We start from the raw sequence: 15,118 nt of genomic DNA on the forward strand, positions 1-15,118 counted from the left end.
ATGTGCCATTCTGATCGAGATCTCCTCCCCGAAGGAAGGCCGCGTGGAATTTCGCATCATGGGGCCGCTTGAGGTACGCGACGGCGAGGGGCACGACCGCACCCCGACCGTGCCCAAGCACCGCGACCTGCTCGCGATGTTCCTGCTGAACGCGGGCCACCCGCTGACGGTCGAGCGGCTGCGCAGGCTGCTGTGGCCGCGTGAGGGCGGCGACCGCTCCGACTCGCTGGTCCGCGGTTACGTGGGCGAGCTGCGCCGGCTCGTCGGCAAGGACGTGATCAGCACCGTCGCCGGGTCCTACGTGCTGGCGCTGCGCGACGAGCAGCTCGACGTCGACCGCTTCCGGCTGCTGGTCGACAAGGGCGCCTACGAGGAGGCGCTGGGCCTGTGGCGGGGCGACCTCCTGGAGGACGTCGACCCCGAGGGCGAGCGCTGGGCCGAGACGCGGCGGCTGCGCGAGGAGCTGGAGGAGCTGCGGCTGCTGGCGCTGGAGCGCAGGCTGCAGGCCGACCTCGACGCGGGCCGGCACCGCGAGCTGCTGGTGGAGCTGCGCCGGCTGACCAAGCAGCATCCGACGTGGCAGCGCTTCCGCGGCCAGTACATGCTGGCCCTCTACCGCAGCGGCCGCCGGGTGGACGCGCTGGCCGCGTACGCGGTGCTGCGCGACCAGCTCGACGGCGGGCACGCCATCGAGCCCGACTCCGAGCTGCAGCTCCTCTACCACCGCATGCTGCACGACGACGTCTCGCTGCACGTCTCGGCGGGCCCGCCGGTGCTGCTGCCGCCCGACATCCACGACTTCACCGGCCGCGCCGACCTGCTCGACCGGGTGCTCGGCGACCAGGTGGTGGTGCACGGCCAGGCGGGCGCCGGCAAGTCGGCGCTGGCCGTGCGCGCGGCCTGGCGTGGGCGCGAGGCGTACCCCGACGGCATCCTGTACGCCGACCTGCGCGAGACGACGGCCGCCGCGGCCGTCCTGGAGGACTTCCTGCGCTGGCTGGGCTGCCCGGCCCAGGCCATCCCGGCGACGCTGGAGCAGCGTGAGCGCCTGTTCCGCGCCTACTGCGCCAACCGGCGGCTGCTGGTGCTGCTCGACAACGCCGCCGACGAGGCGCAGGTGCGCCCGCTGCTGACCTCCTGCCCGACGGTCGTGACCAGCAGGTCCCCGCTGGGCGGCCTGACCGGGGCGACCCGGCTGTCGGTGGGCGTGCTCGGTCCGGAGGAGTCGCTCGACCTGCTGACGGCCGGTTCCGGGCGGCCCGCTGACGCGGCGATGGGCCGGCTGGCCAGGTTCTGCGGCGGGCTGCCGATCGCGCTGCGCATCGCCGCCTCCAGGCTGGCGGCGCGCCCGGAGTGGACCGTCGACTACCTGGTGGGCCTGCTGGAGGACGAGCACGAACGGCTCGACCGGCTGCACGCGGGCGACCGGACGGTGCGCAGCGTGTTCACCGTCGGCTACGACGGGCTGCCCGAGCCGGCCAGGCTGACGCTGCGCGGCCTCGGCGCCCTGTCCGCGCCCGACTTCGCCGACTGGCTGACCGACCAGCTCGGCGGCGGGGCCGAGGCGCTGGTGGACGCCGGGCTGCTGGAGACGGCGGGCGTCGACGCGGCGGGGCAGGTCCGCTACCGGATACACGCGCTGACCCGGCTGTTCGCCCGCGAGCAGCCGGTGCCCGGCGTGCTGGCCAAGGTGTCGGCGGTGGTGCTGGCCAGGGTGCGGGCCTCGCGGTTCTCGCTGGTGTCGGGCGATCCGGCCACGGCCGTGGCGACCCGCGACATCAGGGAGTCGGTCGAGTGGCTGGACGCCGAGCGCTCGTTCCTGGTGAGCCTGGTCGCCGACCTGCACGACGCGGGGCTCGACGACCCCTGCTGGCGGCTGGCGCACCTGCTGGCGCCCTACCTGGAGCGGCACCGCTTCCTCGACGACTGGCGGGCGGTGTCCGGCCGGGCGCTGGAGTCGGCCCGCCGCTCCGCCGACGACCGGAGCGAGGCGCTCGTCCTGCTCGACCTGGGCGACCTGCATCTCGCCGAACGCGAATGGGACCTGGCGCACGAGAGGCTGCGGCTCGCGCTGGGCATGTTCCTGCGCCAGGGCCGCACCCGCGACGTGAACCACGCCCGGCGCCGGCTCGGCCGGGTGCACCTGGAGCGGGGCCGGCTGGAGGAGGCCGAGCGGGCGCTGGTGTCGTGCCTGGAGACGGCGGGGAACCAGCGCGACGCGGCCGACGCCGAGAGCGTGCTCGGCGCGGTGCTGCGCCGGGCCGGCCGCCTGGACGAGGCCGCCGATCACCTGACCCGCGCCGTCGATCACCTCACCGAGCTGGGCGACCGGCACCGGCAGGCCGACACCCTGCTCGACCTGGCCGCGGTACGCCTGGCGCAGGGCGCCAAGCCTGAGGCCAGGGCCGCCGCCGAACGGGCCAGAGGCATCGCCGTCCGTCTCGGCGACCGCCTGCTCGACGCCCACGCCCTGCTGGGCCTGGCCCGGGTCAACCGGGCGGAGGGCGCGACGGCGCGGGCGCGGGAGCTGGCGGGCACGGCGCTGGAGGTCTTCGAGCGGGCCGACGACCGCCAGGCCGCCGGCAACGCCCGCGCCCTGCTCGCGCAGGTGGCACGTTAGCCGACCGGCCGCCGGCGGACGTCCTCCTTCGGGGGCCCCGCCGGACGGTCCGGCCGTCCGGCCCGTCAGACGGCCAGCAGCCGGCGGACGTCCTCCTTGTGCAGGTCGCCGGCCTCTCCCGTACGCACGACGTGACCGCCGTCGAGGATGACGAACGTGTCGGCCAGCCGCAGCGCGATGTCCAGGTACTGCTCCACCAGCAGCACGGCCAGGCCCGAGGCGTGCAGCCGCTCGATGGCGGCCTCGATCTCGACGATGATCGACGGCTGGATGCCCTCGGTGGGCTCGTCGAGGATCAGCATCCTGGGCCTGGTCACCAGGGCGCGGGCCATGGCGAGTTGCTGCTGCTGCCCGCCCGACAGGTGCCCGGCGCTCCGCTTGAGCAGGGGCCTGAGCGCGGGGAAGACGTCGAGGGCCTCGTCCACGGCGCTCCTGGGCTGCTTGGCCGCCTCGACGGTGACGAGCAGGTTGCCCAGCACGGACAGCTGGGGGAAGCACTGGTGGCCCTGCGGGACGTATCCCATGCCGAGCCGCACCCGCTCGTGCGGCTTGAGCCTGGTGACGTCGCGCCCGTCGAACGTCACCGTGCCCGCCGTGGCGGGCAGCACCCCCATGACGGTGTTGAGCAGCGTGGTCTTGCCGACCCCGTTGCGTCCCATGACGCACACGAGCTGACCGGGGCCGACCTCCAGCGACACCCCGAACAGCACGCGCGCCCTCCCGTACCCCGACTCAAGGCCGGTTACCGACAGCATCGCCAGCTCTCCTCCCCAGATAGACCTCCTGCACCCGGGGGTCGGCGCTGACCTCGTCCACCGACCCCTCGACCAGCACCCTGCCCTCGTGCAGCACGGTCACCACCGAGGCGTGCCGGCGCAGGAAGTCCATGTCGTGCTCCACCACGATCACCGTGTGGTCGTCGGCGATCTCGGTGAGCAGTTCACCCGTACGCTCGCGTTCTTCCTTGGACATGCCGGCCACCGGCTCGTCCAGGAGCAGCAGTTTCGGCCGCTGCGCCAGCAGCATGCCGATCTCCAGCCACTGGCGCTGGCCGTGCGAGAGAACGCCCGCTGAACGCTCGGCGAGCTCTTCGAGACCCGTCCTGGCCAGGGCCTCCTCGACGGCCTCCGACACGCCGTCGCGCCGCCGGGTCAGCGACCACAGCGGCTTGCGGAAGGTGGCGGCCAGGTCGAGGTTCTCGATCACGGTGAGCGCCTCGAACACCACCGAGGTCTGGAACGTGCGCCCGACGCCCATCCGGACGATCTCGTGCTCCTTCCTGCCGACCAGGTCCGCGCCGCCGAACCGCACGCTGCCGGCGGCCGGCCTGGTCAGGCCCGTGATCACGTCGATGAGCGTGGTCTTGCCGGCCCCGTTCGGCCCGATGAGGAAGCGCAGCTCGCCCTCGGGCACGGTCAGGTCGACGCCGTCGAGCGCGCGGAAGCCGTCGAAGATCACCTGGACGTCACGTAGCTCTAGCATGGCGCAGCCTCCCGGCGATGCTTCGGCTGATTCCGGCGATGCCCTTGGGGGCGAGCGTCATCACCAGGATGAACAGGGCTCCTTGCAGGTAGAGCCAGCCGTCGGCGAACTGCTCGCTGAACGCCGTCTTGGCGTACCCCATGACGACCGCGCCGAGGACGGCGCCGGCCAGCGCGTGCCGCCCGCCCACGGCCACCGCGACGACCAGTTCGAGCGAGGGCACGACGCCGAGCAGCGCGGGCGAGATGATGCCGACGACCGGGACGAACAGCGCGCCCGCCAGGCCGGCCATGCCCGCCGAGACGGCGAAGGTGACGGTCTTGACCAGGGCCGGGTCGTAGCCGAGGAAGCGCACCCGGTCCTCGCCGTCTCTGACCGCGACGAGCAGGCGGCCGTAGCGGCTGTTCACGAGCTGGCGGGTGGCCAGGTAGAGCAGGCCGAGCACGCTCGCCACGACCAGGTAGAGACCGCGCTGGGTGGAGTCCTCGGCCAGGTCCTGGCCGAACAGCTCGAAGAAGTTCGTCATGCCGTTGGTGCCGCCGGTCAGGCCCTGCTGCCCGACCAGCAGGATGACCATGGCGGCGGCCAGCGCCTGGGTGAGGATCGCGAAGTACGCCCCCCGTACCCGCTGCCGGAAGACGAGCGTGCCGAGGATCAGCGCGATCGCCACCGGCCCGAGCACGGCCATGCCGAGCGCGAAGACCGGGTTGGCGAACGGCACCCACAGGGCGGGCAGCGACTCCACGCCGCTCCACACCATGAAGTCGGGCAGCCCGCCGCCGGCGCCTCCCGCCTCGGTGAGCTTGAGGTACATCGCCATGGAGTAGCCGCCGAGCCCGAAGAAGACGCCCTGGCCGAGGGTGAGCATGCCGCCCTTGCCCCAGGCCAGCCCGATCCCGAGCGCGACGATCGCGTAGCACAGGTATTTCGCGAGCAGCCCCAGCCGGAACGGCTCCAGCAGCAGCGGCGCGGCCACCAGCGCGATCACGGCCACGGTCGCGAAGGGCAGATGACGTCTGATCATGTGAGCGCCCTCGATCTGAGCACGAACATGCCCTGCGGCCGGATCTGCAGGAACGCGATGATGACCGCGAACACGATCACCTTGGCCAGCGAGGCGTCCGACCAGAACTCGGCGTAGGAGTTGAGCAGGCCGAGCCCGAGCGCCGCGAGCACGGCCCCGCGCAGCTGCCCGAGCCCGCCGGCCACGACGACGAGGAAGGCGTCCACGATGTAGTAGTCGCCGAGCGCGGGCCCGACCGGGCCGATGAGCGTCACCGCCACGCCCGCGACGCCGGCCAGCCCCGACCCGATGAAGAAGGTCAGCATGTCGATCCGGCCGGTGTCGATCCCGCTGGTGGCGGCGAGCTGCCGGTTCTGCACCACCGCCTGGGTCCTGCGGCCGAGCCCGGTGCGGGTGAGGTAGAACCAGACCCCCACCACGCCGGCCACCGCGAGCCCCATGATGAACAGCCGGTTGTAGGGCAGGATGCCCACGCCTCCCGACAGCCAGGAGGGCGCGCTCACCTGCACGTTGGGCGCGCCGAACAGGTCGCGGGCGAGCTGCTGCAGCACCAGGCTGACGCCCCAGGTGAGCAGCAGCGTGTCCAGCGGCCGGCCGTACAGGTGCCTGATCGCGAGCCGCTCCAGGACCAGCCCCATGGCGCCGGCGACCAGGAAGGCCGCCGGCAGGGCCAGGACCAGGTCCTGCAGCAGGTACGCGGTGTAGGCCCCGGCCATGATGAACGACCCGTGCGCCATGTTGATCACGCCCATCTGGCCGAACGTGAACGTCAGGCCGAGCGCGATGAGCAGCAGCACCGCCCCGATCGAGAGCCCGATCGGCAGCTGGTTGACGAAGGCCGTCATCGTCACCCCGCCGCCAGGCTCGCGGCCCAGGGGTAGCCCTTCAGGTACGGGTCCGGCTTGATCGGCTCACCCGAGTCCCACACCTGCTTGATCAGCCCGTCCGGCTGGATGATGCCGATGCGGGCGGTCTTGTACATGTGCTGGTTCTCGCCGTCGATGGTGACCAGCCCTTCCGGACGTTCGAGCGCGATGCCGGGCGCGGCCTTCTTGACCGCCTCCACCTCGGTCGTGCCGGCCTTCTTGACCGCTTCGGCCCACAGGTAGACGGCGTTGTAGCCGGCCTCCATGGGGTCGCTGGTGACCTTGGCGGCGCCGTATTTGGCCTTGTACGCCTTGACGAACGCGTCGTTGGCCGGGGTCTCGGTGGTCTGGTAGTAGTTCCAGGCGACCGGCTGGCCGGCGATGTTGTCCACGCCGATGCCGGTGACCTCCTCCTCGGCGATGCTCACCGACAGGACCGGCATGCTCTCGGCCGTGGCTCCCGCACTCTTGAGCTGTTTGAAGAAGGCCACGTTCGAGTCGCCGTTCAACGTGTTGAAGACCGCGTCCGGCTTGGCTCCCGTGACCTTGTTGACCAGGGTGGAGTACTCGGTGTGACCGAGCGGGGTGTACTCCTCGCCGAGGATCTCCATCCCGTTCGCGGCCGCGTACGCCTTGATGATCTTGTTCGCGGTGCGCGGGAAGACGTAGTCGCTGCCGACCAGGAACAGCTTCTTCTTGCCCTGCTCCTTGAGGTAGTCGAGGCCGGGGATGATCTGCTGGTTGGTGGTGGCGCCGGTGTAGAAGATGTACGGCGAGCTCTCCAGCCCCTCGTACTGCACCGGATACCAGAGCAGCGCCTTGTAGCGTTCGAAGACCGGCAGCATCGCCTTCCTGCTGGCCGAGGTCCAGCCGCCGAAGACGGTCGCGACCTTGTCCTGCCTGATCAGTTTGGTGGCCTTCTCGGCGAACGTGGGCCAGTCGGATGCGCCGTCCTCCACGACCGGGACGAGCTTCTTGCCCAGGACGCCGCCGGCTTTGTTGATCTCTTCGATGGCGAGCAGTTCGGCGTCGCGGACGGTGACCTCGCTGATCGCCATGGTGCCGCTGAGCGAGTGCAGGAGTCCGACCTTGATCTCGCTGGACTGGGCGGCGGGTTCGGCGTCGGACCCGCAGGCCGCGAGGGTTAAGAGGAGGATCGCGGAGACAATCGGGCGGGAGATGCGCACAGCCGTTCCTTCCTGCCGACCGGTTCTGCGAGAAAGGTGACTCGGCGACATTTCGCCAGAAGATCCCGATTGTTAATTGGCGATTGCCAAGCGTTCACAAGCGCACAAAAACCGTCATGCCTTGCTTCGCCGCAGGGCGAAACCAACACGACATGATCCGGCAACGCCGTGGAAACGGCCGGTTCCTATGGTCCGGGCCATGCGGCTAACCCCACACGAGCAGGAACGGCTGCTCATCCACGTCGCCGCCGGGGTCGCGCGCGAGCGCCAGGCCCGGGGCCTGCGGCTCAACCATCCCGAGGCTACCGCCGTCATCGCGTCCTTCCTCATGGAGGGGGCCAGGGACGGGCGCAGCGTGGCCGACCTGATGGAGGCCGGGCGGTCGGTGCTCGGCCGGGCCGACGTCATGGAGGGCGTACCGGAGATGCTCGACAGCGTGCAGATCGAGGCCACCTTCCCCGACGGCACGAAGCTGGTCACCGTGCACAGGCCGATCCCGTGATCCCGGGCGAGTACGTCCATCCGGAGGGCGTGATCGCGCTCAACCCGGGGCGCGAGCGGGTGAGCGTGCGGGTGGTCAACACGGCCGACCGGCCGGTGCAGGTGGGCTCGCACTACCACTTCGCCGCGGCCAACCCGGGGCTGGAGTTCGACAGGAAGGCGGCGTGGGGGATGCGGCTGGACGTGCCGGCGGGGACGGCGATCAGGTTCGAGCCCGGCGTCGAACGGGACGTGTCGCTGGTGCCGCTGGCGGGGAACCGGGTGGTGCCGGGGCTGCGCCCGGAGTGGGCGGGGCCGCTCGATGACTGACCGGCCGGCTTCTCAGATCACCCGCGCCCGCTACGCCGCCCTCTACGGGCCCACCACCGGCGACCGGATCCGGCTGGCCGACACCGACCTGTTCATCGAGGTCACCGAGGACCGCTCCATGGGCCCGGCCGGGCCCGGCGACGAGGCCGTCTTCGGCGGCGGCAAGGTCATCCGCGAGTCCATGGGCCAGGCCAGGACCACCCGCGCCGAGGGCGCGGCCGATCTGATCATCACCGGCGCGGTGATCCTCGACCACTGGGGCGTGATCAAGGCCGACGTCGGCATCCGCGACGGCCGCGTCATGGGCATCGGCAAAGCCGGCAATCCCGACACGATGGACGGCGTCGACCTGGTCATCGGGCCGTCCACGGAGGTGCTGGCCGGCAACGGCAAGATCCTCACCGCCGGGGCCGTCGACTCGCACGTCCACCTCATCTGCCCGCAACTGCTCGACGAGGCCGTCGGCTCCGGCGTCACCACGGTCGTCGGCGGCGGCACCGGGCCCGTCGAGGGCACCAAGGCCACCACCGTCACCGGCACCTGGTACCTCGCCCGCATGCTGGAGTCGCTCGACGCCTACCCGCTGAACTTCGCCCTGCTCGGCAAGGGCAACACCGTCAGCGAGGAGGGCCTGCTCGAACAGCTGCGGGCCGGCGCCTCCGGCTTCAAGCTGCACGAGGACTGGGGCACCACGCCGGCCGCCATCGACGCCTGCCTGAGCGTCGCCGACGCCGCCGGCGTGCAGGTCACGATCCACACCGACACGCTGAACGAGGCCGGCTTCGTCGAGTCGACCCTCGCGGCCATCGGCGACCGGACGATTCACGCGTACCACACCGAAGGGGCGGGCGGCGGGCACGCGCCCGACATCATCCGCGTCGCGGCCTACCCCAACGTGCTGCCGTCCTCCACCAACCCGACCAGGCCGCACACCGTCAACACGCTCGACGAGCACCTCGACATGCTGATGGTCTGTCACCATCTCAACCCGTCGATCCCCGAGGACCTGGCGTTCGCCGAGTCGCGCATCCGGCCGACGACGATGGCCGCCGAGGACATCCTGCACGACCTCGGGGCGATCTCCATGATCGGCTCCGACTCGCAGGCCATGGGCAGGATCGGCGAGACGATCATCCGTACGTGGCAGACGGCGCACGTCATGAAGGGGCGGCGAGGCTCGCTGGGCGGCCCGGCCGACAACCTGCGCGCCCGCCGCTATATCGCGAAATATACGATCTGCCCGGCCATCGCCCACGGGCTGGAGGCCGACGTCGGCTCCGTCGAGCCCGGCAAGCTCGCCGACCTCGTCCTCTGGGACCCGGCCTTCTTCGGGGTCAAGCCCGACCTGGTGCTCAAGGGCGGCGTGGTCGCCTGGGCGCAGATGGGCGACGCCAACGCCTCGATCCCGACGCCGCAGCCGGTGCTGCCCCGCCCCATGTTCGGCGCCGCGCCGGTCACCGCGGCGGCCACCTCGCTGCACTTCGTCTCGCCCGCCGCCGTGGAGTCGGGGCTGGCCGACCGGCTGGCGGTGCGCCGCCGCCTCGCGCCGGTCGCGGACGTACGGAGGCGCGGCAAGTCCTCGATGCCGCTCAACGACGCGCTGCCGCGGATCGAGGTGGCGCCCGACACGTTCGAGGTCCGCATCGACGGCGACCTCGTCGAACCCGCCCCCGCCACCGCCCTGCCCATGGCCCAGCGTTACTTCCTCTTCTGATGCGTCCCGCCCTGCTCCTCCTCACCGACTCCCGGCTGCCGGCCGGGGGTCACGCCCACTCCGGCGGTGCCGAACGCGCCGTCACGTCGGGGGCGGTCCACGACGTGCCCTCACTGGCCCACTTCCTGCGCGGACGGCTGCGCACGGCCGGCGCCGTCGCCGCCGCCCTGACCGCCGCCGCCTGCACCCACGCCTCCGCCGGTGGGGGCACGGTCTCGTGGGAGGCGCTGGACGCCGAGGTGGACGCCAGGACCGCGTCCCCGGCGCAGCGGGAGGCGTCGCGCACCCAGGGCCGGCTGCTGCTGCGGGTGGCCCGCCGGATCTGGCCGTCCCCCGTGCTGGACGAGCTCGCCCGGGCGATCCCGAGTCCGCACCACCCCCTCGCCCTCGGCGCGGCGGCACACGCGGCCGGTTGCACGCCGGAGGAGGCCGCGCTGGCGGCGGCCTACCACGCGGTCACGGGGCCGGCCACGGCGGCGGTCCGGCTGCTGGGCCTCGACCCGGTGTCCGTGCACGCCGTCCTGGCCACCCTGACCCCCGACCTCACCGCCGTGGCCACCCACGCCTGCCGGCCGTCCGACCACCTCACGCCCCTGGAGGCGCTGGGGGCGCTGCCCGCCTGCTCGGCGCCCGCGCTCGATCTCCTCGCCGAACAGCACGCCCGAGCCGAGGTACGCCTGTTCATCTCCTGACAGAAAGGACCCCTTCATGGGAGCCAATCACGACGACCACCACCACGCCCCCGACGGCCGCGGCCGCGCGCTGCGCCTGGGCGTCGGCGGGCCGGTCGGCAGCGGCAAGACGGCCCTGGTGGCGGCCCTGTGCCGGACCCTGGGCCCGTCGCTGTCCCTGGGCGTGGTGACCAACGACATCTACACGACCGAGGACGCCGACTTCCTGCGCCGCGCGGGTGTGCTCGACCAGGAGCGCATCCTCGCCGTCGAGACCGGGTGCTGCCCGCACACCGCCATCCGCGACGACATCGCCGCGAACCTCGACGCCGTGGAGACCCTGGAACACCACTTCGGCCCGCTCGACCTGGTGATCGTCGAGAGCGGCGGCGACAACCTGACGGCCACGTTCAGCCGCGGGCTGGCCGACCGGCAGATCTTCGTGCTGGACGTGTCCGGCGGCGACAAGGTCCCGCGCAAGGGCGGCCCCGGCGTCACCAGCGCGGACCTGCTGGTGATCAACAAGACCGACCTGGCCCCGATGGTGGGCGCCGACCTCGACGTGATGGCCCGCGACGCGGCCGCGGTGCGCGGAGACCGGCCGGTGCGCTTCACCTCGATCCGCCAGGAGCCGACCGCCGCCGAGGTCGCCGCCTGGGTCTACGAGCAGGTACGCGACTGGTCCCACACCCACGCCTCCCCCGTCTCGTAATGCCACCACCGCCACCACCGGCCGGTCGCACAACCTCCGCCCTGGCGACCGACGACCCCGCGACGCCCTCGCCATCGGCCGACCGGCGCGCGACGCCCGCGCCGCCGGCGAACGGCCGCCGGGTGATGCGGGCGAGTGCCGCCGTGGCCACCGCACGAGCTGCCGACGGCCGTACCGTGGTGAGCCGGCTGGCCTCGGCGCCGCCGCTGACGCTGCGCCAGACGGGGCCGCGCACCGTCCACCTCGTCTCCACCGCGGCGGGCCCGCTCGGCGGCGACGTGCTCGCGCTCGACCTGTACGTCGCCCCCGGCACCACCCTGGAGCTCGGCTCGGTCGCCGCCACACTGGTCCTGCCCGGCCCGGGCGAGTCCGAGCTGCTGGTCACCGCCCACGTGGGCGCCGGCGGCACGCTCCGCTTCGCCCCCGAGCCGACCGTGCTCGCCGCCGGCTGCGCGCACCGCCTCCTGGTCCGGCTCACGCTGGAGGACGGCGCGAGCGCGTTCTGGCGGGAGGAGATCGTCTTCGGCCGCCACGGCGAGCCGTCCGGCCGCTGCCGCTCCCGCTTCGAGGTCACCCGCGACGGCCTGCCGCTGCTGCGGCAGGAGTTCACGGCCGGCGACCCGGACCTCGACTCCTCCCCCGCCGTGTACGGCCCCGCGCGCTGCGTCGGCACCACGTTCCTGACCGCCCGCGCCAAGGAGCCGGCCGTGGCCGAGGGCGTCGCGGTGCTGCCGCTGGCCGGCCCCGGCACGCTGGTGTCCGCGCTCGCCAAGGACGCCGTTCAGCTGCGGTCACGGCTGGAGTGGGGCGAGCGCACGGCTGTGGCGGATGAGCCGGCCACCGCCGCCACGCCGTGGTGACGACTCCGTTGCGTACGGTGGAGCGCGGCGCATCTCCCGGCTTACAGTGATCGTATGGCCGTCGCACCCGCCCACCCGAAACTGCGCCGTGGTTACCCGCTGGCCGTGATCGCCGCCGGAGCACTCCTCGTGTTCTGCGCGGTCCTGCCCTGGGCCGGGCTGCAGGCGACGAGCGGCCTGATCGGCGCCGGGGTGGCCAGCGACGTACGCGGCATCGACGACGCATTCGGCGTCTACACGCTGATCGCCGGGCTGGCGGCGCTGGGCTGCGGCCTGGCGGGATTGTTGTCGCGTCCGAGGCTGGCGGCGCTGGCACTCGTGCCCGGCGGCGCGGCCGTGCTGGTGCTCGTCCTGTTCGTGACCGAGGGCAGCGGGCTGCGCGACCGCATCTCCATCGACCTCGGCGAGCTGCTGTCGATCGAGCCCGTGATCAGGTTCGGCTGGTTCGCCGCGCTGGCCTGCGCCCTGGCGATCGTCCTGCTCGCCTTCATGGCCCTGGTCGGCCGCCGCTGAAGCCCCGGCCACCCTGAGCCGGGATCAGTCGTAGAAGCCCAGGCGGCGCAGCTGCTTGGGGTCGCGCTGCCAGTCCTTGGCCACGCTGATCCGCAGGTCGAGGTAGACCCGCGTGCCCAGCAGCGCCTCGATCTGCTTGCGCGCCCTGGTGCCCACGTCGCGCAGCCGCTCTCCCTTGTGCCCGATGACGATCGCCTTCTGCGAGGGCCGTTCGACGAACATGTGGGCGTAGATGTCGAGCAGGTCGTCACGCCCCTCGCGGACCATCATCTCGTCGACGACCACGGCGATCGAGTGGGGCAGCTCGTCGCGTACGCCCTCCAGCGCCGCCTCCCTGATCAGCTCGCCCACCAGCACCTGCTCCGGCTCGTCGGTGAGCTGGCCGCCCTCGTAGAGGGGCGGCGACTCGGGCAGATGCTCGATGATCACGTCGCCCAGCACGTCGAGCTGCTCGCCCGACTGCGCCGACACGGGCACGACCGCGGCGAATTCGGCCACCTCCGACACCGCCAGCAACTGCGCGGCGATCTGCTCCTTGCTCGCCAGGTCGCACTTGGTCACCACCGCGATGACCGGGGTCTTCTTCACCGCGGACAGCTTGTCGGCGATGAACCGGTCGCCCTTGCCGATGGGCTCGTTGGCCGGCACGCAGAACCCGATCAGGTCGACCTCGGTCAGCGTGGACAGCACCAGGCTGTCGAGCCGCTCGCCGAGCAGCGTGCGCGGCCGGTGCAGGCCGGGGGTGTCGACGATGATGATCTGGGCGTCGGGCCGGTGCACGATGCCCCTGATGACCCGCCTGGTCGTCTGGGGCTTCGACGAGGTGATCGCCACTTTCGTGCCGACCAGGGCGTTCATCAGCGTGGACTTGCCGACGTTCGGCCTCCCCACGAAGCAGGCGAATCCGGCGCGATGGTTGTCTGGCGAAGTCACATGTGCATTCTGTCCCATCATCGAGCCTGTTCACGCCACCAGGCGAACGCCGTCGGCGCCACTCCGGGCGTCCACGCCGTCGTCTCGAAGCCGGGCAGCTCGCTCTCGGACACCCACCGGTAGTCGTTGATCTCGTCTCCGTCGGGGCGCGGCTCGCCCGAGCCGGGGGCCAGCGCACAGCCGTAGACGGCGACGACGTAGGCCACCTGATGGCCGTTGGGGTAACGGGTGCGGAACTCGGGCCCGCCGTACACGCCGATCAGGCCGCGCACCTCGATCTCGACGCCGAGCTCCTCGCGCAGCTCCCTGACCACGGCGTCCTCCGGCCGTTCGTCCGGGTCGATCCCGCCGCCCGGCGGGGCCCAGAGCCCCACGTCACCGTGCCGGGCCAGCAGCAGCCGGCCCTCGTCGTCGAACACGTGCCCGGACACCGACGGCAGCATGAGCAGATCGTTTCCGACCTTCTCCCGCAGGCTCGCCAGGAAGGGCGACATCGCCACGTCAGCCCCGCAGGGTGCCGTCGGGACCGGCCACGAGCAGCTTGCCGACGCCCAGCTCGGCGGCCACCGCCTCGTCGTCGGGGCTCGGCGCGCCCTCGCTGACCAGCGCCGCCGCCTCCAGGGACGTCGCTCCGCCGGAGATCGCCATGGCCGCCGCCACCTGCACCGCCGACAGCTTGAGCGCGGTCAGGGCGACGTCGGTGGCCGCGTAGGTGCGGCCGGTCTCGTCGCGGACGGCCGCCCCCTCGGCGGAGCCGTTGCGCGCCCTGGCGGCACGGGCCAGCGTGATGATCTTGCTGTCTTCAGGGTTCACGGATCCAGATTAGGCGCTGACCAAGGAGATCGCCGCCTCGACCACCTTGCGGGTACGTGCCGCGTCCACGTCGTTCATCCCGGTGTGCACCACGGACACGAGCGTGTCACCGACGCGGGACACGACGACGTCCAACGCGTACGGGTAGCCGTTCAGCCGCCCGTGCAGCCGCGCGCCCACGGCCTCGTCCCCCGCGTCGCGCACGGGAAGCGTCCGCACGCTCAGGTCGGTGCCGCTGGAGGTGTGCACGGAACGGCACGAGTCCATGGCCTTGGCCAGCTTGTCGAGGTGCCCGCGCGCCTGCTCGTTCGCGTACCTGGCCAGCCCCACCCCGGCCTGCTCGCCGAGCCCGTCGCCCTCGTAGCTGACGGCCGCCTGGGCCTTCAGCGCCTGCGCCGGCGCCCGCCCGCCGGCCGGCTCCAGCACGGCCCTGCAGTTCCTGTCCGCCTGCCCGAACGGCATCCGCCAGGCCTGCTCGGGCCGCGGCGTGAAGCCGTCGGGCAGCGGTGGCTTCTTGTTCAGCACCTCGCGCAGCTGTGCCATGGCCCGGGCGTCGAGGAAGCTCTCGGCTCCCCCGCCGCCGCATCCCGCCAGGACTCCGGCCAGCAGTGCGCAGGCGATGACCCCCGGTACGCGTTTCATGATCCCCCCTGCTTCGCAACTTCCCCCACCTGCGAAGACGGCAATCCACCGGGGTGGCCACCGAAGCGCAAAAAGGGTGCCCTCCTCCGTTTCCGGAGGAGAACACCCTTTACGCCGAGCAACGTCTCAGCCGGTCGCCCAGCCAGGACGTTGTCGTCCCCCCGGGGAGTCTCCTCAGGCCGCGAACCCCACCCGGCCCTCGGAGGCTTCCCCTTTGACACCCACCGCACTGGATGTCGTGAATGGAGAATGGCGGACGCGGCTTGCAGAA

Annotated in this window: 17 protein-coding genes; 8 read left to right on the forward strand and 9 right to left on the reverse strand. The window is 72.2% G+C overall.

Translation table 11 applies throughout. From position 1 onward, the window contains the following. Positions 1-43 precede the first annotated feature (43 nt). Positions 44-2,620 carry an AfsR/SARP family transcriptional regulator gene (locus OIE67_RS34755; RefSeq protein ID WP_326628474.1) on the forward strand — a complete coding sequence of 859 codons (2,577 nt, stop codon included), beginning with the start codon at positions 44-46 and terminating at the stop codon, positions 2,618-2,620. Positions 2,621-2,685: 65 nt separating this feature from the next. Here the strand turns inward: OIE67_RS34755 and urtE are convergent, their stop codons facing one another. The 5 genes from urtE to urtA are packed head-to-tail and all read right to left on the reverse strand — an operon-like array spanning position 2,686 to position 7,179. Then, on the reverse strand, positions 2,686-3,375 hold the full coding sequence (gene urtE, locus OIE67_RS34760) for an urea ABC transporter ATP-binding subunit UrtE (protein WP_326628476.1): 690 nt from the start codon (positions 3,373-3,375) through the stop codon (positions 2,686-2,688). Beyond that, positions 3,353-4,102 carry an urea ABC transporter ATP-binding protein UrtD gene (gene urtD / locus OIE67_RS34765; RefSeq protein WP_326628479.1) on the reverse strand — a complete coding sequence of 250 codons (750 nt, stop codon included), beginning with the start codon at positions 4,100-4,102 and terminating at the stop codon, positions 3,353-3,355. The genes urtE and urtD overlap by 23 nt, the downstream gene beginning before the upstream one ends. Then, positions 4,086-5,126, reverse strand: a complete 1,041-nt coding sequence (gene urtC / locus OIE67_RS34770; RefSeq protein ID WP_326628480.1) for an urea ABC transporter permease subunit UrtC — start codon at positions 5,124-5,126, stop codon at positions 4,086-4,088. The genes urtD and urtC overlap by 17 nt, the downstream gene beginning before the upstream one ends. Beyond that, on the reverse strand, positions 5,123-5,971 hold the full coding sequence (gene urtB / locus OIE67_RS34775) for an urea ABC transporter permease subunit UrtB (protein WP_106236050.1): 849 nt from the start codon (positions 5,969-5,971) through the stop codon (positions 5,123-5,125). The genes urtC and urtB overlap by 4 nt, the downstream gene beginning before the upstream one ends. Before the next feature lie 2 nt (positions 5,972-5,973). After that, positions 5,974-7,179 (reverse strand): urea ABC transporter substrate-binding protein, encoded by a 1,206-nt coding sequence (gene urtA, locus OIE67_RS34780; protein ID WP_326628483.1) that lies wholly within the window; start codon positions 7,177-7,179, stop codon positions 5,974-5,976. Positions 7,180-7,378: 199 nt separating this feature from the next. On the opposite strand from urtA, the gene OIE67_RS34785 reads away from it, so the two are divergent. The 7 genes from OIE67_RS34785 to OIE67_RS34815 all read left to right on the forward strand — a co-directional run bounded on the left by OIE67_RS34785 (position 7,379) and on the right by OIE67_RS34815 (position 12,459). Then, a complete protein-coding gene (locus OIE67_RS34785; RefSeq protein WP_106236048.1) occupies positions 7,379-7,681 on the forward strand; it encodes an urease subunit gamma in 303 nt (100 codons plus the stop codon). Beyond that, the gene (locus OIE67_RS34790; RefSeq protein ID WP_326628488.1) at positions 7,678-7,989 is read left to right on the forward strand and encodes an urease subunit beta; all 312 of its coding nucleotides are present in this window, start codon (positions 7,678-7,680) and stop codon (positions 7,987-7,989) included. Before OIE67_RS34785 ends, OIE67_RS34790 begins: the two co-directional genes overlap by 4 nt. Continuing rightward, positions 7,982-9,703, forward strand: a complete 1,722-nt coding sequence (locus OIE67_RS34795; protein ID WP_326628490.1) for an urease subunit alpha — start codon at positions 7,982-7,984, stop codon at positions 9,701-9,703. Before OIE67_RS34790 ends, OIE67_RS34795 begins: the two co-directional genes overlap by 8 nt. Then, positions 9,703-10,395, forward strand: a complete 693-nt coding sequence (locus tag OIE67_RS34800) for an urease accessory protein UreF (protein ID WP_326628492.1) — start codon at positions 9,703-9,705, stop codon at positions 10,393-10,395. Before OIE67_RS34795 ends, OIE67_RS34800 begins: the two co-directional genes overlap by 1 nt. Before the next feature lie 16 nt (positions 10,396-10,411). Beyond that, the gene (gene ureG, locus OIE67_RS34805) at positions 10,412-11,086 is read left to right on the forward strand and encodes an urease accessory protein UreG (protein WP_326628494.1); all 675 of its coding nucleotides are present in this window, start codon (positions 10,412-10,414) and stop codon (positions 11,084-11,086) included. Between the two features lie 143 nt (positions 11,087-11,229). Beyond that, the gene (locus OIE67_RS34810; protein ID WP_326628496.1) at positions 11,230-11,946 is read left to right on the forward strand and encodes an urease accessory protein UreD; all 717 of its coding nucleotides are present in this window, start codon (positions 11,230-11,232) and stop codon (positions 11,944-11,946) included. Between the two features lie 54 nt (positions 11,947-12,000). After that, a complete protein-coding gene (locus tag OIE67_RS34815) occupies positions 12,001-12,459 on the forward strand; it encodes a hypothetical protein (protein WP_326628498.1) in 459 nt (152 codons plus the stop codon). A 24-nt stretch (positions 12,460-12,483) separates the two neighbouring features. Here the strand turns inward: OIE67_RS34815 and era are convergent, their stop codons facing one another. The 4 genes from era to OIE67_RS34835 are packed head-to-tail and all read right to left on the reverse strand — an operon-like array spanning position 12,484 to position 14,847. Then, positions 12,484-13,392, reverse strand: coding sequence for a GTPase Era (era, locus tag OIE67_RS34820; protein WP_245955604.1), 909 nt, complete (start codon positions 13,390-13,392; stop codon positions 12,484-12,486). Between the two features lie 17 nt (positions 13,393-13,409). Further along, the gene (locus OIE67_RS34825; protein ID WP_326645545.1) at positions 13,410-13,886 is read right to left on the reverse strand and encodes an NUDIX domain-containing protein; all 477 of its coding nucleotides are present in this window, start codon (positions 13,884-13,886) and stop codon (positions 13,410-13,412) included. A 7-nt stretch (positions 13,887-13,893) separates the two neighbouring features. Further along, positions 13,894-14,205 (reverse strand): cytidine/deoxycytidylate deaminase family protein, encoded by a 312-nt coding sequence (locus OIE67_RS34830; protein ID WP_326628502.1) that lies wholly within the window; start codon positions 14,203-14,205, stop codon positions 13,894-13,896. 9 nt (positions 14,206-14,214) lie between these two features. Further along, positions 14,215-14,847: a hypothetical protein gene (locus OIE67_RS34835; protein ID WP_146178051.1), complete on the reverse strand. Its 633-nt coding sequence runs from the start codon at positions 14,845-14,847 to the stop codon at positions 14,215-14,217. Positions 14,848-15,118 lie beyond the last annotated feature (271 nt).

Origin of the sequence: Nonomuraea fuscirosea (assembly GCF_035917475.1) — a bacterium.
Lineage (GTDB): Bacteria > Actinomycetota > Actinomycetes > Streptosporangiales > Streptosporangiaceae > Nonomuraea > Nonomuraea fuscirosea.

Bases quoted from the DNA above. Each gene is read 5' to 3' on its own strand.
- urtE (WP_326628476.1), bottom strand. From the start codon at position 3,375: ATGCTGTCGGTAACCGGCCTTGAGTCGGGGTACGGGAGGGCGCGCGTG.
- urtD (WP_326628479.1), bottom strand. From the start codon at position 4,102: ATGCTAGAGCTACGTGACGTCCAGGTGATCTTCGACGGCTTCCGCGCG.
- urtC (WP_326628480.1), bottom strand. From the start codon at position 5,126: ATGATCAGACGTCATCTGCCCTTCGCGACCGTGGCCGTGATCGCGCTG.
- urtB (WP_106236050.1), bottom strand. From the start codon at position 5,971: ATGACGGCCTTCGTCAACCAGCTGCCGATCGGGCTCTCGATCGGGGCG.
- OIE67_RS34785 (WP_106236048.1), top strand. From the start codon at position 7,379: ATGCGGCTAACCCCACACGAGCAGGAACGGCTGCTCATCCACGTCGCC.
- OIE67_RS34795 (WP_326628490.1), top strand. From the start codon at position 7,982: ATGACTGACCGGCCGGCTTCTCAGATCACCCGCGCCCGCTACGCCGCC.
- OIE67_RS34800 (WP_326628492.1), top strand. From the start codon at position 9,703: ATGCGTCCCGCCCTGCTCCTCCTCACCGACTCCCGGCTGCCGGCCGGG.
- ureG (WP_326628494.1), top strand. From the start codon at position 10,412: ATGGGAGCCAATCACGACGACCACCACCACGCCCCCGACGGCCGCGGC.
- OIE67_RS34815 (WP_326628498.1), top strand. From the start codon at position 12,001: ATGGCCGTCGCACCCGCCCACCCGAAACTGCGCCGTGGTTACCCGCTG.
- OIE67_RS34825 (WP_326645545.1), bottom strand. From the start codon at position 13,886: ATGTCGCCCTTCCTGGCGAGCCTGCGGGAGAAGGTCGGAAACGATCTG.
- OIE67_RS34835 (WP_146178051.1), bottom strand. From the start codon at position 14,847: ATGAAACGCGTACCGGGGGTCATCGCCTGCGCACTGCTGGCCGGAGTC.